Origin of the sequence: Sulfitobacter sp. S190 (assembly GCF_025141935.1) — a bacterium.
In the GTDB taxonomy this organism is placed as follows: Bacteria; Pseudomonadota; Alphaproteobacteria; order Rhodobacterales; family Rhodobacteraceae; genus Sulfitobacter.
Window position 1 is genome coordinate 26,410 of the sequence record NZ_CP081122.1, and the last position, 20,644, is coordinate 47,053.

Below are 20,644 nucleotides of genomic sequence, written 5' to 3' on the forward strand. Positions count from 1 at the left end.
TGGGCCATGGAACACGACATCGCCCCGCCCCTGCCCGTGCAGCCCCCCCGGCGCCGTTTTGCATCGCTGCGCGCCATCGGGGCGCTTGTCCTGCGCGAGATGTCGACCACCAACGGGCGCTCGCCGGGCGGATATATCTGGGCGGTACTCGAACCTGCGGGCGGCATCATTCTGCTGTCACTGGTGTTTGCCGCGGCCTTTCGTAACCCTCCCATGGGGATCAGCTTTCCGATGTTCTATTCGACCGGCATGCTGCCTTTCCTGATGTTCACCGACATCCACAACAAGATCGCACAGGCTCTGATGTATTCCCGCCAGTTGCTGGCCTATCCAACGGTGACCTTTCTGGATGCCATCATCGCGCGGTTTGTGCTGAACCTGATGACGCAGTTGATGGTGGCCTATATCATCCTCATGGGATGTCTGGCGGTTTTCGAAACACGGGTCACACCCAATCTGACAGTCATTGTCGAAGCCTTTGCCCTGACGGCTTTGCTATCGGTCGGGATCGGCGTTCTGAATTGCTATCTGTTCACCCGGTTCGAGGTGATGCAGAAGGCCTGGTCGATCCTGATGCGACCGATGTTCATCATCTCGGGTATCCTGTTCCTGTTCGAAGCCATTCCGGACCCTTACGCCGATTATCTGTGGTACAATCCGCTCATCCATGTCACCGGCATGATGCGGCAGGGCTTTTACGGCACGTATGATGCGACCTATGTGTCGCCACTGTACGTGATTGGTCTGTCGCTCGGCTGTTTGGCGCTGGGGCTTGTATTGCTGCGGCGCCATCACCGCGAACTGCTCGTTCGATTTTAACGGGATCATACCGGGGCATGCCAACGCTTTTCCTTCATTCGGGCCTGTTCAAAACAGGCACCACCACGTTGCAGAAAACGTTCTTCGATAACCGTGCGCGGTTGCAAGAGCAGGGCGTCCTCTACCCCCTTTCGGGGCTCTCCGACCATCCCGGCCACTGGGGCCATCATTCACTGGCGCGCGAGATGCACGGTCCGCACAAGGCACGGGCTGCATGGACCGCACTTCGCGCCGAATTAGAGACTGAAAACGTCCGGACAGCTTTTGTTTCATCCGAGGAGCTGTCAACGCTGCCGCTGCCGACCCTGCCCGGTTTGCAGCCCTATACCATCCTCAAAGAGGTCTTTGACGGGTGGGACATCCGCATTCTGTGCTACCTGCGTCCCCAGGCGGATTATCTGGCCTCTCTCTACAATCACCATGTCAAATCCGTCGGGGAAACCGGTGATATCTTCGGCTTTCTCGGACGGATGGCGCCACGTCTGGACTATGACTACTATCTCAATGTGGCGGCCACGGCTCTGGGGCCGGACGCCATGATTGTGCGCAGGTATCTGCCCAAGGGCACAGATGGCGCACCTTTCGATATCGTGGATGACGTCGCAAAAGTGATCGATATAGATCCCGGAGCGCTGCAACGTGCACACCGTCCGTTGAACCCCGGACTGACAGAGCGCGGGGTGGAAAAGATGCTGGCGGCAAACAGGCGTTACAGCGGTGATCCGGATGCATTGCAAAAAGCACGCCAGCTCATTTTGCGCCTGCATCGCGCGGCACCGTTCAAAAGCGCCAATCCCGTCGGGGCCGACATGCGCAAAACCCTGTTCGAGACATATCGGCTGAAAAATCAGCACATCGCCCGGCGATACATGAAGGAAAGGGGCGATTTGTTCGCGCCCGATGACGGCTCTGCGCCCCCTTTGACCGACTGATCATTCAGGCGGTGTGCGCAGCGCGACATGCAACGCATCGATATCCACCCCGTCAGAGCCGGGGCAGGGCAGGACCACTCCATTGGCCGCCGCACGAACTGCAGCACCTTGTGCGCCAAGATCAAAAGCAATCACCGGCAATCCCGTGGCCAAGGCTTCGTGTGTGGTGAATGAAAACGTTTCGGGCCAGATCGACGGGATCATCCATGCGGTGATCCCGTAGCGTGACACTAACGCTGGCAGATCCTCGACACGGTAGCGCCCGTGCACACGTGACGGGCGCGCGAGCGTATATTCAGGCGCAAGCCTGCCGATCACGACAATCCGCGCCCGTCCCGACCGCGCCAGATTACGGCTGAGCGCACTCAGCACGCCTGCGCCTTTATGCGCCCCGATGTTGCCCAGCACGCCGATCACCGGCGTATCGCCGGCCTTTACCCTATCTGTCAGTCGCGGAGGCGGGGCAGGCAGGCGATGCGGCTGAACGACAATCGTTTGCGCGCACTCTGGGTAGGCCTGCAACACGATATCCCGGCTGGACCGGGAGAAGACCTCTATCCGGTCAGCGGTGCGCATGAGCACGCCCCAACGGTCCTGCCACCGGGCCAGATCAGTCTCTATTCCGGCAGGATCACGCCATGTATGCGCCCGATCAGATGCCAATGGACCACCGGCAAGGGGCACCCCGTGCCACATCCCGTCGTCACCGAGCAGTGTATAGGAGGGGCTGATCGGGAAGTAATCGTGCATGAGAACCTCCACCGGATGCGTCTGCAGGGCAGGCGTATTCCCGGCGCGTCCCGCGAGCCTCAACAACAGATCGGGCAGGGCGGCAGGATCCCGATCACCCACGCCACAGGCATAGATGATACGCCGTTTCGGCAACCGCCCGACCAGCGCCATGACGTCCGCAAACTGGTCTGTGTTGCCGACAGTCACGCCTTGCGGCGTGTGCAGCTCGACCACCCAACGGAATCCTCGGCCCACCCGCAACACCACACCGGCTGCGCCTGCGTCCGTTCGTGCCGCAATCCGAGTTTCCAGATCGCTTTGTGCTCCCCCACCCATGGCATGGGCCAGCCAGACAGGAACAGCGTCCGTCGCTCTTTCGGCAGCCATCGACAGGCCAAGGGCCAAGCGCTCGGCCACCAAAGGATCGCGCCCCACGACCGCGCGCACTTCGGCATCGAAACTTGCGTAGCGCTGCGAAATCACCGCGGCATTACGCTGCAACAGTCTCTGTTTTTCGGCGGAGCCGAAGGAAGCACCGCCGCGATGCTCCACAAACAGATCCGTTGCGGCCACATGGGAGCCCCCCGCCTGTATGGCCTTGCGGCACCAGTCGACCTCTTCTCCGTAACCGCGCCCGAAAACCGTGTCGAATTGTGGAATTTTTTCCAGATACCGGGGCGACAGCGCCATGCAGAACCCCACCCCCGTAGGCAAGGCCGGTCTTGATGTGGCAGGGGCCAGACCTGCGGCATGTTTTGCCAGCAGATCCAGTTCATCGGGGCGTAAATCGTGTCGTTGTGAAATGGCCGGTACGGTAAATATTTCGGCATCGTTGGAAAACGGCGTGACCGATGCGACCGCCGGGTCACACAGGGGCGCCAACAGCCGCTCAGCCCATGTTTCAGGCACTAACGCGTCAGAATTCAGCAATACGACCGGCGCATCCGGTGCATCCAGCCGGGCGCGTTCAAGCCCGCGATTGGTGGCGCCGATGAACCCCAGATTGGTTTCATTGAACAACAGCGTTACCCGGTCAGTATGATCTGAGGCCCATGCGCGAAGCCATGGGCGCACATCAGGGTCTGTAGAAGCGTCTTCGACCACAACCAGACGCCAGCCGGGGCTGCTGTGGCGTACGACCCGCTCCAAGGCCTGACGGGTCACCTCAAGCGCGTTATAGACCGGCATCACAATCGTATAGCGACCCGGATCTGAAAGCGGCGGGACTGCACCGGTCAGCACCGCACCGTCGATTACTGCGCTGGGGGAGGGCGGGACAAGGTGCAGGGCCTCCTTCACGCGTTCGCGCGCCCCCAGATCGCCGCTGCGCTTCCAGCGCCAGATCACCGGTGACATCCGTATCAGGGTGGCAATAAAGGGCAGGGCGCGCAGCGCCCGGGCTATCCTGAGCCGCAGTGGCGACACGCCGGCGATTGTATGGCTGTGCGGTTCCTGCGCGGATGGTGTCACCAGCAAACGGGCTGGACCGGGGGCATACGGCAAATCCAGGTGGAACGGAGCCTCCTCACCCGATTGCGGTATCGCAGTAACCTCTGCGCCTCCCTGGCTCAATGCAACGCGCTCCGCAACACAGTGGCCTTCGACGACCAGGCGGCCCACACGTATTGCGATCCGGTCGATTGCACCGATGCGGTGACCATCCCGATCACGCAGCACCCGGCCCGGCATTTCGACGCGGGCCGTTTCGGTCGCATAATACTGGAAGACACGGTAGGCGCGGATCAGCAGCACGGAATTTCCTCGTTATCCGGTCGGGCACCGCATAGCGGTCGATGCCATGCGGCACAAGAACAGCACTTCAGCATATGTTTCGCGCGCGAAACATGTCTCATAGATCGGATATGAATTCCCGCACCCGCGAGACGAACTCCGGCGTGACACCCGGCCCTGACAGAACGACGCGGTTCTTTGCGTCATGCTCTAGCTTCACCCCGGCAGTGGCGGGTGTTTTGGCAGGCGACGGTGGCTTGGCCCGCTTGACCGCCGGACCGGTCCCCTTGCCAGTCGCAAAGTTTTCGAGACAGGATTTCTCTGCCTCGGGTGTTGCGGGATCCAGGGATCCGAGCTGCGCCACCAGACGCTTGGTGGCCTTGGGATCGCCCTCCAATGCTGCGGCCAGCTTCAGCCCCAGACGTTCGCCGATGCTTTCGGGAAACCGCAGCACATCATCCAAGGCGCCGACCAATGTCAGAAAGGACCGGATCTTGGACCGTTTGGAGCGCGATGCATTCGCATAGAGACTACGCAAAGCGTCTCCGGCATCCCCGAACACCCCCACATCGACCGCACGCGCCGCAATCCGGGCGCGCTCGTAGTAGCTCAGCCCGACACGGATTTCATTTTCTTCGACCATGGCAAGATAGCTTTCGGCACTGTCGCCGGGTTGGCGCAAAAGCGCCAGAACCACGTCAAAGCCCGCCTCAGGCCGGTCGGCGGCCAACCGTTTGAGCGCGGTGAGCCGCCGCCAGCCAGAGATCAGACCATAGCGGTCTCCGGGCAGGGCCGTCACTTCAATCGGATTCTGCTGCCCCCGTGCCGCAATGGAATTACACAGCGCCTCAAGCTCTTCGTCACCGGCACGCAGGCGGTCGCGGACAAGATAATCCGTGTCAATCGCTTCCAACGGCAAAGACAGCACCAGCCGGCCTTCCTCGCGGGCTTTGCGCAGTGTTTCCGACACCTCTTCAAGGGCGGCGACCGCGGCACTGTCGCCTGCAACCTGGGCCACAGGAGCCCTGCGCATTCCAGACCCGGCAGGCCCCAGCGTGAAAGATTTTGTTTCGGGGGCGGCGGCCACGTAATCAGGGTTGGCGGGGGTCAGGCGTTTGCGTTTACCCATGTCGGCTTCTCCTGTGCGAAAGGGAATGATGGCCCGTCAGTGGGCGCGAAAGTCTGGCCCGGTTCATTCTGCAGCGTCCTGTGCTGCCAGTTCGTCACGGCGCCAGGCCCCGACCAGCAGGTTTTTGAAAGCGGCATAGGTCGTATCGAAGGTTTCGCGTCCGCGCACGTAGGTCTCACGGTTGAAATTCCTGTAGTCGGCCTCGTAGATCCCCTGCACCTGTTCTCCAGCCTGCCCGATCAGGGCCGTGTAATCCTGACGGTGGGGAGACAGTACCGGCCCGAGATAGGTTTGCATCAAGGCGGCCAGTTCGCCTTGCTGGGTAGCATCGTAGCGCGTCAGCACGGCGCGTACCGCGTCCCACTGGAAGGACAGCCCGTCACGCCCCAGAGCACGGGCGGCCATGTTTTCTGCGTCCTCGATCGATCCGAACGTTGCGTGCAGCATATCGAAAAACCGGCCCGTGGAGTCGAACTCCAGAAAAGAAGCCCCCAAAGGCACAAGCAAGATATCCGCCGCCGCAAGACCATTGATTGTCAGATACCCGAGCGCGGGCGGTGTATCGATGAAAATGATATCGTATTCATCCAGCATCCCGTCTGCGGCCAGACTGTCGGTCAACGCATCCCAAAGCTTCCAGCCCCGCGCTGCCATCCGCCAGACGGGGATCTGAAATTCCGCCCAGTAAAGGTTCAGCTGTGCCCCGATCAGATCAATATTGGGCCAATGGGTTTTCTGCACGAGACCCGTGGCCTTCATGTCCAGCGCCTCGGTCAGCGTATCGTCCAGTGGTTGGGGAGGGTCTCCCCGGTCAAGTCTGCGCTGGTTGTCAATTTGCTGATGACGTGCGTAGTGCCGGGCGAGCAGAGGAAAAACCGTACCCCACTCATCTGCAACCTTGCCGCCGAAAATCGATGTCATGGACCCTTGGCTGTCCAGATCGATCACCAGCACCCGGTAGCCGTCGAGGGCGGCGGACATGGCCAGATGGGCCGCGGTCGATGTCTTGCCCACCCCGCCTTTGAAATTGGCCACTGCGGTGATCTTGGCGGGTTGTCCCGAGGGGCGGTAGGGCAGGTAATTTTTTGCCTTTGACCCTTCCGCCGCAAAATGGGCCCGCAGTCGCAGCACTTCGTCCAGTGTGAACCACTTGGCTCCGCCTGCCGTCTCGCTTCTGCCTTGGGGCAGGTCGGGATGCTGTTTCAGAACACGCCGGAAATGCCCCGCAGCGACGGGGATCAGATAACGTGTGATTTCCCAGGTGGAGAACAGACGCAGCCCGCGCGCACCATCCTCTTCGAGACCACGCGATTCAAGGTCCGCACGTCCTGCGGTGCAGGCCTGTGAAATGGCTTCGAAAGAACTGGTGTCGGAGGGGTCGCCCAATTGGGCGAGAGCCGTGTCAGGATGGATGGAAAAATAGGGAGGCAGCTTTGCCTGCGGCTCGCTCTTCATAGGGACACTCTGCTCATGTGCGCTCTTTTTCAAGAGATACCACAAATGATGCAACATGAAACCTTTATTGTGTCCTGCCTGTCCTTTTCTAAGCTTTTCTGGGGGTTTTCAGGCCACTCTTAGGTCGAAGTGCAGTGGGATCACCTTACCTGTTCCAGTTAATTTTTGTTATTGGATTGTTAAAGGATCTGCAGGGGTCTTCTAACCTTCTATTATATATGGACGAATTCGGTTTTCCTCCGGTACTTGCGACTCTGATCCCCCGAAAAGGCGATTCCGATACGCCGCTGAAGCGACTCTGATCCGACGACAGGATGCTGGACGCATGCTGTGGATAACTCTAGGGTCAACGTCACTGAAACCCCGATAACGGAATCGTCCGCCCAAACGCGGATGTGGTGAAAAGAGGGCCAGAGCAGTGCGTACACCATCCCATGCTGTCGGCGGGCTTTTACCCGACCGGCATCCAACGGCTGATCTATTTGTCTGTGATTTTCTGGGCGCGAGCCTGAAGGACGATCTGGGAACAATGGAGCATCCGATCTTTTCTCTGGCCACGCGGCCGGACAGGCGTGTTTTGTCCTACGCCCACAATGATGTGCACGTTCAGGTGACGCCGAGTGTGCGTGGCCGGGCGACCATTCACGACAAGGACATCCTGATCTATTGTGTCAGCCAGCTGATTGCGGCACTGAATGCGGGCCGCACCATCAGCCGGACACTGCATCTCAAGGCGCATGATCTTCTGGTATCGACGAACCGCGACACGTCGGGCGACGCCTACGCGCGCCTCAAGGAAGCGTTTGAACGGCTGGCGGGCACACGCATTACGACCAACATCGCCACGGGCGGAGAAGAAACCACCAGCGGGTTCGGTCTGATCGAAGGATGGGAAATTGTGCGCCGGTCGCGGGGCGGGCGCATGGTGCGTGTCACGGTGACACTGTCGGAGTGGTTGTTCAGGGCGGTACTATCGCGTTCGGTGCTGACCCTCAGCCGCGACTACTTTCGCCTGCGCAAACCGCTCGAGCGACGCATCTACGAGTTGGCACGCAAGCATTGTGGGCGGCAGGCCGAATGGATGGTCAGTGTGGCGGTGCTGCACAAGAAATCGGGATCGGCGGCCCCTTTGCGGGTTTTTCGCGCAGCGGTGCGGCGGATCATCGAGGCGGCGACCTTGCCTGACTACGTGTTGCACGAAGCGCCTGGCGACATGATCGTGGTAACCCGGGAAACGGTTGTTGAAAACACAGGCGCGCCATTGTTGGAGCCCTGCACGCTGGATGCGGCCCGCGAAATCATTCCCGGTGTGGACGTGCACGCGCTGGCGGCGCATTGGCAGAACTGGTGGGCGGCCTCCGGTCGCAAACGGCTATCGGATCCGCAAGCCGCGTTTCTGGGGTGGGTGCGCACACAGAAGAACAACTGGTAGCGTACCGACCGGATGTAGGGGCGGGTGTGGGAGCCGTACGATACCCCCGGCCACAAGGACCGGGGGCACGATTGGCCGGATGCAATGCCAAAAAGGCCTCTGCCAGCATGTGGACCTAAGTTCGTCCCCCTTCAGGCATGGCAGATTGCAAAAGGCCAATTACAATTTCTTCGAATACACCCCGCGATCGCGTGCCCGAACGAACGGGTGCAGACCAACTTCCGGTGCATTGATAGTGACACTCTACACGTAAACGACGAAGAGTCGGCATTATCTGATTAAATTAGCGAAATTGTGACTGACAATATGCCGAATTGGAAACAATAGGGGGGCTGCCGGATAATTGGGGGGCGCGTGGGGAAAGTATGTGGCACGAATCGCCCTAAACCAGTTGTAAACGTCGAAAATCTGCATCGAAACTATCTTTAGGTTTCCTTTCCAATTAACCTTTTTCGGAGTTTATTTTGAATTAGTGGATTGGGATACACGTACATGCTGCTGACATTCTTTGGCGATAACGGCGGATTGATCGACAACGCCTTCGAGGGCCTGGAAACGATAACGTCGGGCGTGACATCGTCCACGCCGATTGAAATCGAGATAACGAATACCGTAACAGGCTACCGCACTGTTCTGACCGGCACGGGCATGGACATCGCAGCGGCCTCAGGCCCCACCGGCACGCTTACAGGGATCGACCTTTACGACCCTACCGGTCGGTTGACCACATCCATCATCGACATCAGCTGGCCCCTGTCCACCTTTGTGGCGGGCATGGTGGAACTTCTGGAAGACCCCGACAGCGAAGGTCCGATTTTCAACAGTCTTATCGATTTGCAGGATGTCACGGTCGACGCGCGTGGATCGACCACGGTGACCGATTTCATCTTTCTTGAAAACACATCCGAGTTTGTCCTGTTGGGCAGTGCGCGAAACGATACGCTGGGTGGCGGGACGGGCGACGATACCATCGTGCCCGGCGCATCGGACACCGGTGAACGTATCGCGGCCTCCGGAGGGAATGATACGTTCGATTTTACCGGCCATAGCCGGGGATCGTTTGTCGATCTGGATTATAGCGGTGTCACCGTACCCCTCAGTGTGACGATAGACGGGACCGCCAACACCGGTACCATCGTCAAGCAGGGCTTCGGGACCGACACGTTGATCAATCCCGTAGCCGCGTTGCAAGAAGACGGGATATTCATGATTTCGGGTCAAAGCGATGATACCATCGTGCTTGACGGCGGCGCTTCCAGCTGGGTCGGGGTCTATGGCGGCGAAGGGAATGACAGTTTCGATCTCACCCTCAGCGGTATTGTGCGGCTTGACTATGTTCTGGGCGAAGGGATCAACGCCAACCTTGTCACCGGTACCATCAGCGACGGTTTGGGGGGGACGGATACGCTCAATTTCACGCCCAACGGCGGGATACTTGAGCTGCGTGCGTCGGATAATGCCGACACGATCCTTGGATCGGCGGCGGGTGAAGGGTTCATCCTGCGCGGTGGCAACGATACACTGGACGCCGGCGGCGGTTTCGATGTCCTGCGGTACGATCGTGGCGGTATCACCGCAGGCGTTCAGGCGAACCTCGAAACCGGTGTCGTGAACGGGGCGTGGGACGGCACGGCCTTTACCCATCAGATCTCCAACGTGGAAGAAATCCGCGGCGCGAATTTCGACGATACCTTTGTGGCGGCGCAAACCGGCAGCCGCCTGATCGGGCGAGGGGGCAACGACATCCTGATTGGCGGGCTTGGCACGGACACGCTGCGCGGTGGGAGCGGGGATGACCTGCTGGATGCCGGTGACAGCCAAGCGTTCGATATCGTTGATCCCGGCAGGGGCGATGACACAATCGAAGCCGTGCTGAGGGAAACAGGTTATCTGTTCATCGATCACTCCGAACTGGTCGGCGAGACGGCTCTTGATTTCAATCTGGACGGAACAGCAGGCACCGGTCTCATCGGGAAGGGATCGGAAGGCACGACCCAGATCAACGGCGTCACGCAGGCGATGCAGGCCGGCGGCATCGGTTTGGTCGGCAGCCACCTGAACGACACATTCGCCATAACGGTCGCGGAAGAGGGTTTTACCTATCTGCGTCCGGGACGGGGCAATGACACCATCACATTGGCAGGGGCGACGGGCGATTTTCGGATCGAGTTCGCATTGGACAGTACCGGCCAACAGGCCACGCAGGGAATGCGGGCCAATCTAGAGACTGGATTAGTCTCTAATGACGGGTTTGGCGGGCAAGATACAATAACCCGGCTGACGGAGGTCCGCGCCGAAATCCGTGCCACGAACCAGTCCGACGTCATTGTCGGCAGTGCGGGTAGCGATGGGCTTGTGGGCTTGGCGGGGGCCGATACGTTGACCGGCGGGGCTGACGGGGACGCATTGTTTGGGTCCGGCGGGAACGACGTCATCTACGGCGATGTCCTGCCCGTTTTTGCGGTCAGTGACGTGGCCGCCCAAGTGTACCGCCTGTATCAGGCGACGCTGGACCGCGCCCCTGATGCCACCGGCTACCAGACCTGGACCGAGCGTTTGTTCGAAGGCGAACGCGGGCTGGTCGAGGTGGCACAGGGATTTGTCGACAGCACCGAATTTCAGGGTGTTTACGGCACGCTCGACAACCCCGATTTCGTGACGTTGCTATACCAGAATGTGCTCGAACGCGATGCCAGCACCGCCGAGGTGCAGGGTTGGGTGGACCGGTTGGGTGACGATCTGACCCGCGCCGATGTCGTGGTGCGGTTCTCCGAAAGTACCGAGTTCCAGAACAACACACGTGCGGACGCCGCTGCCGCCGCCATGGCGGCCAGTGCGCCGGCCTGGCAGGATGATGTGTACCGCCTCTACCAGGCCACGCTGGACCGTGCGCCTGACGAAGGCGGGTTTCTTGCGTGGGTCTCGCAACTGGCGGGGGGGCGCGATTACCTCGGGGTTGTTGGCGGATTTGTCCAGTCTCCTGAGTTTGTAACCACCTACGGGAACCTGCTGGACACCGATTTTGTCGAACTGCTGTATCTCAATGTTCTGGATCGGGCGTCGGATGCTTCCGGCTTGCAAGGGTGGCTGGATGTCCTGTCCGAAGGCGGCACACGCGCCGAAGTCGTACGCGGTTTCGCCCAATCCGACGAATTCCGCACCACGACCCAGCCCCAGCTGGAAACCTGGATCCGCGATCAGGGTGTCCATGACGCGCTGGTTGGCGGGACCGGTGACAACACGCTCGCCGGTGGCGTGATGAGCGACCGGTTTATCTTTGCACCAACCGATGGCGGGACCCACAGGGTGCTGGATCTGGAGGCGTGGGATACCCTGTCCCTGACAGCCTTTGGGTATCAGAGCACCCAGGAGGTGCGGGACCGTCTGAGCGAAGTCGAGGGTGATCTGGTATTTGCCGACCAGGGGGTGAGCGTGATTTTCGAGAACCGCCGACTGGACGACATCACCGACGAGATGATCCAGCTCTAGGACCGACGGCTGCCATGGCCCCTTCGCACGGTACAGGGTGCGGGGGGCATGGTTGCGCGGCCAGCGCACGGTCGTCTCAGCATATCTTTACCGGTGACGAGCATGGTCTCCGCTGATCTTGTCTTTTTCGGGATCCGCATTGGAGGAGAACCATATGTCTGACACCTCGGCCGTGCACGGGCTGCCCTATATCCAGGCCGCACAGGCGCAAAAACACGTCACCCACAACGAAGCGCTGCGGGTGCTCGATGTGCTGGTTCAGCTGAGTGTCGAAGCACAAGGCACCATTCCGCCCGGCACCCCCGAAACCGGCGCGCGCTATATCGTGGGCACGGGTGGATCGGGCGCATGGGCAGGGCAGGATGGTGCCGTAGCCTTATGGGAAGGCACATCCTGGGCCTTTTTCACACCTCAGCAGGGTTGGTTGGCATGGCGTCGCGATACGTCGGTTCTGACGGTTTTCGATGGCTCGGTCTGGGTGCCATATGGGACGGGCATGGCCAGCAGCCTGCCACAATTCGGCATCAACGCCACACCGGATGCGGTCAACCGCTTCTCGGTGGCCTCGGACGCCACCCTTTTGAGCAATGCGGGGGCGGGCCATCAGGTCAAGATCAACAAAGCCGACAGCGACGACACCGCGAGCCTGCTGTTCCAGACCGGATTTTCGGGACGTGCCGAAATGGGGACTGCCGGATCGGATGATTTCGCCATCAAGGTCAGCATGGATGGCAGCACGTGGAGCACGGCGCTGTCGATCGCGGCGGATAGCGGTGTTCCCGATCTTGTGGCTGGTGCCACCATCGACGGACAACTCGCCTATGCCCGTGGCAACCTGCTGGGTACAGTGAGTGCCACCGGTGGCCAACCTACCGGTGCCGTGATCGAGCGCGGTAGCAATGCCAATGGCGAATACGTCCGTTTTGCCGACGGCACGCAGATCTGCACTTCGTCGCTGACCACGTCGGGGTCTGGCGGGGTCCGGTGGAATTATCCGCTGACCTTTGCCGCGTCTCCCCACGTCACCGGAAGCATGTCGGTAACGGCCGCGCATTTCATCACCACCAGCGGCAGTGGCAGCGGCACCAGCGTCACCGTGAACGGTTGGGCACACAACGGTGGACGCGTTGCGTCGCAAACACGTCTGACGGCCATCGGACGCTGGTTCTGAGGATCAGCTGCGCGCGTAGACGTCCTCGTAGCGGATGATGTCGTCCTCACCCAGATAAGACCCGGTTTGCACTTCGATCAGAACCATCGGCACTTTGCCGGGGTTTTCCATGCGGTGCACCGCGCCCAACGGGATATAGACAGACTGGTTTTCCGTCAGCAGTGTGACCGTATCATCTACGGTCACACGCGCTGTGCCCTGCACCACGATCCAGTGCTCGGAGCGGTGATGGTGACTTTGCAGGCTCAGCGCTGCACCGGGGTGTACGTGGATGCGTTTGACCTGGAACCGGTCAGCCAGAATGAGGGTTTCGAACCATCCCCACGGGCGGTGGTCTACAGGAAAGTGCTGTGCCTGTTTCGCACCGCGTTCCTTCAGGACGCTGACCGCTTTCTTCACGTTCTGGCTTTGGCTGAGATCTGCAACCATCACCGCATCGCGCATGGCAACCGCGACAGTGTTTTTAAGCCCGATGCCGACCAGCTCGATATCGTCGGCCTCCGACCGCAGCAGCGTGTTCTCGCAGTCGAACACGGTTGTGTTGTCCGATCGCGCGTTGCCCGAAGCATCGCGCTCGGATTCCTGCCAGACCGATTCCCAGCTGCCCAGATCGGACCACTGACCCCCAAACCTGACGACAGCAACATTCTGCGCCTTTTCCATGATGGCGTAATCAATGGAGTCTTCGGGGACTTCGGACCACAACGCAGGGTCCAGACGGGTGAAATCCAGATCGGTCTGACCTGCATCCAGTGCGGCGGCGACACGGTCGTGGATCTGTGGCGCGTGGGTGCGGAAAGCATCGACCAGAACAGATGCACGGGCCAGAAAAACGCCCGCGTTCCACAGGTAGCGGTCCTGTGCAAACAGGGTTTCGGCCTTTGCAGCGTCGGGTTTTTCAATGAACCGGTTGAGCGCGTGTACGCCGGGGTCCAGCGCGTCGCCTGCTTCCAGCCAGCCATAGCCGGTTTCGGCCCGTGTCGGCGCGACGCCAAAGGTCACGATCCGCCCCGCTTCTGCCGCGGACCGGCCGATTTCCACCGCTTCACGGAACGCATCCGCATCGGCAATGGCGTGATCGGACGGGACCAGCAGGATCAATGCTTCGGGGTCGCGGGCGGCGGCGAACAGGGCCGATGCGATCGCCGCAGGCGCGGTATTGCGCCCTTCGGGTTCGATCATGATGCCTTGGGGGGCTACATTGAGTGCGCCAAGCTGTTCGGTGACGATGAAGCGGAAGGCATCACCGGTCACCACCAATGGGTCGGTAAAGCCCGGTCCGATAAAGCGGCGCGCGGATGCCTGAAACAGGCTTTCCTCGCCGAGCAGGTCCGCGAACTGTTTTGGGAAGCTTTTACGCGACAGGGGCCACAGCCGGGTGCCGGAACCGCCGCACAGAAGAACAGGTGTGATCATGGGAAGCCTCATTTTCATTGTGCGTTGGGAAGAAAGAACTGACGGCAGACCGTGAAAAGATACGTGTCCCAGGCCGTATAGCTTTCGAAAAGCTGTTGTTGTGGCGGGGTCAGCGTACCAAGATCGCTGTCGTATTGTGAAAGGGCGAGCACGGGGGCTACGTGTGGTGGCGCCGCGCCATCGAACAGACCGTTGTCACCCAGCACATCCAGCAGCGACTGCGGTGCATCCGCAAAGCCGACGAACATGTCGGGTCCGAGTGCCCGGTGCAGCGCAGATTGCAACAGCCCCTTTTCCTGTCCGATGCCCTCGGCAGCCAGATTGCCTGCAAGACGGCGGATCTGGCCGTTGTCGATTTCGAGGCGCAGTGCCGTATCCTCGAGGCCAGCTTCGAGAAAGCTGCCAAAACTGCCGTCGGTACGGTACGGGTGCCACAGGCTGTGCAGCCGCACACCGGGATCGGCGATCAACGTGATGTAGTGATGCGGATTTTCCAATGCATCGCCTGCACCGTAAACCAGATCACCGTAGATAAACCGCAATCCGCGCTGTTCGGCATGTGGCAGCTGGCGCAGGGTGTCGGATATGTCATCCGATACAGGCATCGAGGGCTGCAGGGCGTTTTGCGCCAGCAACTGGTCGCGCAAGGCTCCGGCACCGGTGCCGGGTATTTCCAGTTGCACCAGGGTAGGTGCGCGATTTTCATCCATCGCTTCGCAGATGCGGGCGTATTTGCGTTTGAATTCGCGCGACTTGAAAAACGCCTGACGCATGGCCTGCAGGCTGCCAAAACCTTCTTGTCCGGCCTTGATTTCGGCGTCACCCGGAGTGCGGTCGAGAATGAGCCTGTAGCCCATACGAACCGTGTCGCTGTCGAGCGTCATGTGTCGTGGGCCTTGTCGGTTGGCGACTGCGGGTCTTGCCGCTGGCGGGCGGTATATTCGTCGGAAGCCATCAGATCGCGGCGCAGCGCGTCGGTTGATGCGGCGGCCTGAAAGTTAAGCATATTCGCAGCGACCGGATCGCGGTCCAGAACGTCGCGGAAAACGATCGTGACCTCCTCCCGGCTCAGCCGCATATTCTCCAGCGTGGCAAATAGTGGCGCCGCATAAAAGCGGAAATCCTCGATCCTGCGGGCCGAATGGACACCCGCGCCCGCCAGCGGCGTGACGCGGCCGCGCTCGATCCGCTCGCCGTCGACACGGGCCACCGCATCGGCAATCCGGGCGGGATCGATCGGGACACCGGGATGCAGCCATTCGGCGGCCCGCGCCAAACCGTTTTGCGGGTCTCCCTGCAACTGGTCATATTCGATCTGCAGCTGGTTTGCGGCAAAATCCGAGGTGATCCATTTGTTGGTGAAGGCCCGGTAGGCGTCGAACTGCTGACTGGCGAAATTTCGGAAACTCTCGGGCGTGTCGGCACCGCCATTGCGCACGTGCAATTCGAAATTCGATACCACGGAAGGTACGAAATTGCGGTACTGGATGAGGTATTTGCGTCCTTCGATCTGCGGCAGTTGCAGGTCGAAATCATGGCTTTTGCTCAGGTGGATGTCGGGCCGTGTGCACGGCACCGCCTTACAGCAGTTCTCGACACCGCCGTAATAGTCGCAATACCGAAATCCGGAACCAAAATAGAGTGTCAGCAGCCGCACCAGCAGATGGTGCCCGCTGCGCGGCCAGCTTACGCCGATGACGCGGTCCATGTCAGGCATTTCCACGGGTGTCATCCTTCGTGTCGTGCTGTTTTACAAGGGCAGGGTTTGACCAGAACTGGACCCCATCAATGCGCGTCACGGGCCGTCCGTCAAGCAGCGGCGTAATGGCCGGGCGCTCCATTTCCAGCCGCCATCCACGTGCCAGAAAATGCTCGAAGAGCTGCCCTTCGATGATGCGGCTATGGGTGCCGATCAGTACGTGTTTGACATAGCGGTCCATCTGTTCCGCGTTGCCTTTGACATAGCTGCCCTCGGCCCCCTGGATATCGATGTGCAAAAGATCAATCGCGGCGCCACCGCCCAGATCCTCAAGCGTCATACAGTCGAGCACCTGCACATCGGGATCCGCTTGCGCGCGGGCCAGGGTGTCGGCGTCGGCGTCGAAAATCGCCTGACCGCCCCACGTCCGTTTGCGCGCCGAGGCATCGGGAAAGATCGCCTGCCCGGATGTCGCGGCCGCGATCCCGTGGTGCAATTGCACCTCATCGTTCGAAAAGCCGTTCATCTGCAGCACGTCGCGGGCATTGGCGAGATGTTCCGTGTCGCCCTCGATGCCGACCAGATTTACCTTCAGACCGCGTGACTGGGCGGCGACCCCCATATTGAGCAACCAACATCCCCAACCGCAGCCCAGCTCTACGATACAATAGCTGTCACTGGCCCGTTCGACCGTCTGCAATGCCGATCCCCATTCGGCGATATCGGCGTGCCAGTTGCCGGGGTTCGGGATCGGTTCGATCTTGCCCACCATCTTTTCCAGCATCGGGGGATGGATACGGGGCGGCACCATTGCACCGAGGAAATTCGTCATCACCTCGGGCGTCGGTTCAAGGTCGGTCCGGCTATATGCCTTGATCAGCCCGAAGGCGTCAAATTCACTATAGTAGTGATACAGCAGCTCGGCGCGCGGGCGCAGGGGAGGGACAGCCATCAGTCGACATCTTTCAGGATTTCGTTCAGGCGGTCACCGTACCGCTGTGCGATGGCCTCCCGGGAAAAATTCTTTCGGATATGGGACAGGGCTGCATCGGCTTTCGATTTGCGCAGGTCCGGATTGTCAAACGCCGCGCGCATCTGGGTTGCGGCATGCGCGACCGAAGGTTCGGCCCACTGTGCTCCGGGGCGCACAAAGATGTAATCGCCCTGTTTGAGATCGACGATTTCGTAATCGACCAGCCAGGTGGTGTCTTCGGTACAAAAATCCATGTTGCCGGAATAGGCCGTTGCCAGCACCGGTACACCCAGGGCCATCGCCTCGATCATGCCAAAGCCCCAGCCTTCGGATTTATGCAGCGAGATGTAGCAGTCCGATCCGGCCTTGAGGCGCAGAAGATTGCGGTAGCTGAGGGTCTCGTTCATCACCACGATGCGCGGATCATTGGCGATGATCGCCTCGACCCGGTCCCACAGCTGGACCTGAACAGGGTCAAAGACGTTGTCGCGGTTCTGTGTCTTGACCACCAGACGGGCCTGCGCGACGCCGTCGAACGCTTTTTGGAAAGCCTGCAGAACCGATACCGGGTTCTTGCGCTGGACGAACGAAAAGCTGTCGAACGCCACAAGGCAGACATAGTGGCTGTCGTCGAACCGGAAGCGCCGCTCGACAAAATCGCGCGCGTCTTCGCGGGTGATGTCGGGCATTTCCTCAAAGCACATGCCGACGTTGACCACCGGTTTGTCCTTGGCGTCGGCCTTGTAGATATCGACGCCATACTGGGTCGATACCCAGATTTCGTCCAACAGCTCCATGCCCAGATAGTGGCAGTTTGCAGGTTGATCGAGCTCCCAGAAGAAGTACCCGATATTGTAGCTGCCCGAAAACACATCCGGTTGATAGGCAAAGGCCAGTGGTGTGGATTCAGCGTTGAGGTGGATCAGGTTGATCTTGGCCGGACCGTAGGGTTCGATCATCGTCTCGGTGCTGAACCCTTCGGGCGCGGGGTTGTCCAGATCGAAATCCACGCCGCGCACCTGCAGACCGGTGCTGCGCAAGATATCGGCCGACAGGCGTGTCGCCTGTCCCAGTCCCGATGCCTTGGCCAGAGGGCCGATCAATTGCACATCGACGCGCTCTCCGGTTTCGGGGCGTGGCAGGGCGGCGGCCTCAAAGCGGTCTCCCGCAGGCGAGCGGGTCAGGAAGGTAAAGCTGTCGAGATCGAAAAAGACCCGCCGCAGCGCCGCGGCATAGCGGTCATAGCTGAGGGGGACGGCGGAGCTGTCTTCCGGTGTGTTTTCATCCTGTGGCTGCGCACTGCGTATCGCGGTCACGAAACGGTCCAGATCGGACACGCCATCGGCATCGGCTTCCAGCAATTTGCGGATTGACGTCCGGGGGATATAGCGCAGCAGATCGGGTCTGCGGGCCGCCCGGACCAACATCGCCAACAGCAGCGTTTTACGGCCCTCGGCCGTCCCGGGCCTGATGAAATGCAGCTGCGCGCTGTCTTTGTAGAACCGTTCGGTGAAATAGCTCAGCGGCCAGGCATCCAGACGCCGCGACGGATGTACGCCGCGCAGCAGGTCCGCATGGCGGTCGGGCACCAGCACATCTTCGAAATACATGTGCGTGACATCCTGGTGGGCCCACCAGAACAGCGCATCCAGATAGCTGTCACGGTCGTTGAAGTTGAACCGCCCCAGCAAATCGGGACGTCCCGACATCCGCCACCACATGGCCCGTGTCAGGCTATGGGTCTGGCCCGCCATGACCAATGTCTCGTTGAGATGTTCGATGGTCTCATTGGCGAGCGGAATGCGGCGCCGTTCCTGCCCGCGGTAAGCGGTCATGTACCAGTAGAGATAACGCTCCGCGCTCTCCAGTCCCGGTTCCACGGCGTAATGCTCGTCCATACGGTAGCGGTAGCGCACGTAATCGAGATAGGCCGGCTGGCCGCTTTCGGGAATGTCCGGGATCACCCGCTCGGTGGTGAACATCTTGCCGTGATTGGTCAGCGGCGGGGCGCGGTGGGCGGTGTGCACAGGCTCGTCTTCGGGCACCTGTGCCAGCAGCGTATCCAGCGCCTCCAGATCGGCAGTCAGCACATGTGCGCAGCGGGCCATTTCGTCTTGCTCCAGCACCGGATCCGACCGGTCGACATCCAGCCGCACGGTACCGATTACATGCTCTGCCGCGCCCACCGTGCGCACGGTCAGCACGCCATCGCTCTGGGCGATGCGGTCAAACAGGGAATCCGTCAGGGTGAACTGGAACCCGCAGTCTGGATCGGCGCCACTGGCCGCGCGCACGTCCTCGCGGATGATATTTGCAGTGCAGGTTTCCAGCAGCGTGTCACCGGCAAACAGGCCTACGGCTTGGTTGCCCTTGCGGCTTTCGCGGTGCACGACCCAGCCCCGGATGGCGTTTTCGTCGGATGGCCCGTCGACATACCCGCGGTAGGGGCCTTGCAGACGGCGACGCTTCAGCGCATCCGCGGCCCGTTTTGTGAATGCGACTGTATCCTTGATACGACGTTCCAGCATGCCTGCCATGTCAGCCCCTCGGATCAGGATTTAGCAGCGTCGTAGTCGCTGCGCGCCATCATCCGGGCGAGCTCCTTGACATCGACCTGTGGCACCCAGCCCAATCCATCGCGGGCCTTGCTTGCGTCACCGATCAGCAGATCCACCTCTGCGGGGCGGTAGAATTTGGGATTGACCCGCATCACCAGCTTGCCGGTCTTGCGATCTGTTGCGGTTTCGGCCTCGCCGTCCCCCTGCCAGTCCAGATCCATGCCCATTTCTTCGGCCGCATAGGTAAAGAAGTCACGGATCGTGGTGGTTGTGCCGGTGGCCAGTACATAGTCGTCGGCCGTGTCCTGCTGCAGCATGCGCCACATGCCGTCGACATAATCCCCCGCAAACCCCCAGTCCCGTTTTGCATCCATATTGCCCAGCTCTACCGGCGCATCGCCGCCCCGTGCCAGCGCGGCCAGACCCAGCGTGATCTTGCGTGTCACGAATTCCTTGCCGCGCAGAGGGCTTTCGTGGTTGAACAGGATCCCCGAGCTGGCATGCATGCCGAAACTCTCGCGGTAGTTCATGGTGATGTAATGGCCGTAAACCTTGGCCACCCCGTAGGGCGAGCGGGGGTAAAGCCGGGTGGTTTCGGATTGCGGCACTTCCTGCACCAGACCGAACATCTCGGAGGTGGAGGCCTGGTAGAACCGCGCATCGGGGCGCACCGAACGCAGCGTGTCGAGGATGCGCACCACCGCCATGCCGTCGACGTCGGCGGTGTAGATCGGCAATTCCCAGCTGGCCCCGACAAAGGACTGGGCCGCGAGGTTGTAGAATTCGTCCATCTCGATGTCGCGGACAACGCGGAAGATGTTGTTCTGCTCGGTCAGATCGAACTCGTGCAGCTGTACGTCGTCGGCGATGCCGAGGATATCCAGACGGGTGGTTTCGGGTTGCGAAATCCGGCGGACACCACCGTGAACCTCATACCCTTTTTCGAGCAGAAGCTGCGCCAGATATGCACCATCCTGACCGGTAATGCCGGTGATAAAAGCCTTCTTCATTCTGCCCTGTGCCCCTTGTCCCGATTTTCATTGTCGCCCTGCGACACCGTTGCTGCGCGTGATAGCGCTGCGGTTGGTAGAGTGCAACTGATAGTGGC

14 protein-coding genes are annotated in these 20,644 nt (G+C 60.5%); 5 read left to right on the forward strand and 9 right to left on the reverse strand.

The features are described from left to right. Positions 1-6: 6 nt before the first annotated feature. Positions 7-819, forward strand: coding sequence for an ABC transporter permease (locus K3756_RS18330; protein WP_259994106.1), 813 nt, complete (start codon positions 7-9; stop codon positions 817-819). 17 nt (positions 820-836) lie between these two features. Then, entirely contained in the window at positions 837-1,751 is a 915-nt protein-coding gene (locus tag K3756_RS18335; RefSeq protein ID WP_259994108.1) for a hypothetical protein, read from the forward strand. On the opposite strand, the gene K3756_RS18340 is transcribed toward K3756_RS18335, so the two are convergent. The 3 genes from K3756_RS18340 to K3756_RS18350 all read right to left on the reverse strand — a co-directional run bounded on the left by K3756_RS18340 (position 1,752) and on the right by K3756_RS18350 (position 6,798). Continuing rightward, positions 1,752-4,235 (reverse strand): glycosyltransferase, encoded by a 2,484-nt coding sequence (locus K3756_RS18340; protein ID WP_259994110.1) that lies wholly within the window; start codon positions 4,233-4,235, stop codon positions 1,752-1,754. Positions 4,236-4,332: 97 nt separating this feature from the next. Continuing rightward, a complete protein-coding gene (locus K3756_RS18345) occupies positions 4,333-5,343 on the reverse strand; it encodes a ParB N-terminal domain-containing protein (protein ID WP_259994004.1) in 1,011 nt (336 codons plus the stop codon). A 63-nt stretch (positions 5,344-5,406) separates the two neighbouring features. Beyond that, positions 5,407-6,798 (reverse strand): AAA family ATPase, encoded by a 1,392-nt coding sequence (locus tag K3756_RS18350; RefSeq protein ID WP_259994007.1) that lies wholly within the window; start codon positions 6,796-6,798, stop codon positions 5,407-5,409. A gap of 418 nt (positions 6,799-7,216) precedes the next feature. Here K3756_RS18350 and K3756_RS18355 point away from each other — a divergent pair, with 418 nt between their 5' ends. The 3 genes from K3756_RS18355 to K3756_RS18365 all read left to right on the forward strand — a co-directional run bounded on the left by K3756_RS18355 (position 7,217) and on the right by K3756_RS18365 (position 12,890). Next, complete coding sequence (locus tag K3756_RS18355; RefSeq protein ID WP_259994010.1) at positions 7,217-8,230, forward strand: replication initiator protein A; 1,014 nt, start codon at positions 7,217-7,219, stop codon at positions 8,228-8,230. A gap of 492 nt (positions 8,231-8,722) precedes the next feature. After that, entirely contained in the window at positions 8,723-11,719 is a 2,997-nt protein-coding gene (locus K3756_RS18360) for a DUF4214 domain-containing protein (protein ID WP_259994012.1), read from the forward strand. Between the two features lie 154 nt (positions 11,720-11,873). After that, positions 11,874-12,890: a DUF2793 domain-containing protein gene (locus K3756_RS18365; protein ID WP_259994014.1), complete on the forward strand. Its 1,017-nt coding sequence runs from the start codon at positions 11,874-11,876 to the stop codon at positions 12,888-12,890. Positions 12,891-12,893: 3 nt separating this feature from the next. Here the strand turns inward: K3756_RS18365 and K3756_RS18370 are convergent, their stop codons facing one another. The 6 genes from K3756_RS18370 to gmd are packed head-to-tail and all read right to left on the reverse strand — an operon-like array spanning position 12,894 to position 20,546. Then, positions 12,894-14,306 (reverse strand): mannose-1-phosphate guanylyltransferase/mannose-6-phosphate isomerase, encoded by a 1,413-nt coding sequence (locus K3756_RS18370; RefSeq protein ID WP_259994016.1) that lies wholly within the window; start codon positions 14,304-14,306, stop codon positions 12,894-12,896. A gap of 14 nt (positions 14,307-14,320) precedes the next feature. Beyond that, the gene (locus K3756_RS18375) at positions 14,321-15,190 is read right to left on the reverse strand and encodes a hypothetical protein (RefSeq protein ID WP_259994017.1); all 870 of its coding nucleotides are present in this window, start codon (positions 15,188-15,190) and stop codon (positions 14,321-14,323) included. Next, complete coding sequence (locus tag K3756_RS18380) at positions 15,187-16,029, reverse strand: hypothetical protein (RefSeq protein WP_259994023.1); 843 nt, start codon at positions 16,027-16,029, stop codon at positions 15,187-15,189. Before K3756_RS18380 ends, K3756_RS18375 begins: the two co-directional genes overlap by 4 nt. Next, positions 16,016-16,957 carry a class I SAM-dependent methyltransferase gene (locus tag K3756_RS18385; RefSeq protein WP_259994025.1) on the reverse strand — a complete coding sequence of 314 codons (942 nt, stop codon included), beginning with the start codon at positions 16,955-16,957 and terminating at the stop codon, positions 16,016-16,018. Before K3756_RS18385 ends, K3756_RS18380 begins: the two co-directional genes overlap by 14 nt. After that, positions 16,957-19,515: a glycosyltransferase gene (locus K3756_RS18390; protein ID WP_259994027.1), complete on the reverse strand. Its 2,559-nt coding sequence runs from the start codon at positions 19,513-19,515 to the stop codon at positions 16,957-16,959. Before K3756_RS18390 ends, K3756_RS18385 begins: the two co-directional genes overlap by 1 nt. Before the next feature lie 14 nt (positions 19,516-19,529). Next, complete coding sequence (gene gmd, locus K3756_RS18395) at positions 19,530-20,546, reverse strand: GDP-mannose 4,6-dehydratase (RefSeq protein WP_259994040.1); 1,017 nt, start codon at positions 20,544-20,546, stop codon at positions 19,530-19,532. Positions 20,547-20,644 lie beyond the last annotated feature (98 nt).

Coding starts and splice junctions, on each gene's coding strand:
- K3756_RS18330 (WP_259994106.1), top strand. CDS start 7: ATGGAACACGACATCGCCCCGCCCCTGCCCGTGCAGCCCCCCCGGCGC.
- K3756_RS18335 (WP_259994108.1), top strand. CDS start 837: ATGCCAACGCTTTTCCTTCATTCGGGCCTGTTCAAAACAGGCACCACC.
- K3756_RS18345 (WP_259994004.1), bottom strand. CDS start 5,343: ATGGGTAAACGCAAACGCCTGACCCCCGCCAACCCTGATTACGTGGCC.
- K3756_RS18350 (WP_259994007.1), bottom strand. CDS start 6,798: ATGAAGAGCGAGCCGCAGGCAAAGCTGCCTCCCTATTTTTCCATCCAT.
- K3756_RS18360 (WP_259994012.1), top strand. CDS start 8,723: ATGCTGCTGACATTCTTTGGCGATAACGGCGGATTGATCGACAACGCC.
- K3756_RS18365 (WP_259994014.1), top strand. CDS start 11,874: ATGTCTGACACCTCGGCCGTGCACGGGCTGCCCTATATCCAGGCCGCA.
- K3756_RS18370 (WP_259994016.1), bottom strand. CDS start 14,306: ATGATCACACCTGTTCTTCTGTGCGGCGGTTCCGGCACCCGGCTGTGG.
- K3756_RS18375 (WP_259994017.1), bottom strand. CDS start 15,190: ATGACGCTCGACAGCGACACGGTTCGTATGGGCTACAGGCTCATTCTC.
- K3756_RS18385 (WP_259994025.1), bottom strand. CDS start 16,957: ATGGCTGTCCCTCCCCTGCGCCCGCGCGCCGAGCTGCTGTATCACTAC.
- K3756_RS18390 (WP_259994027.1), bottom strand. CDS start 19,515: ATGGCAGGCATGCTGGAACGTCGTATCAAGGATACAGTCGCATTCACA.
- gmd (WP_259994040.1), bottom strand. CDS start 20,546: ATGAAGAAGGCTTTTATCACCGGCATTACCGGTCAGGATGGTGCATAT.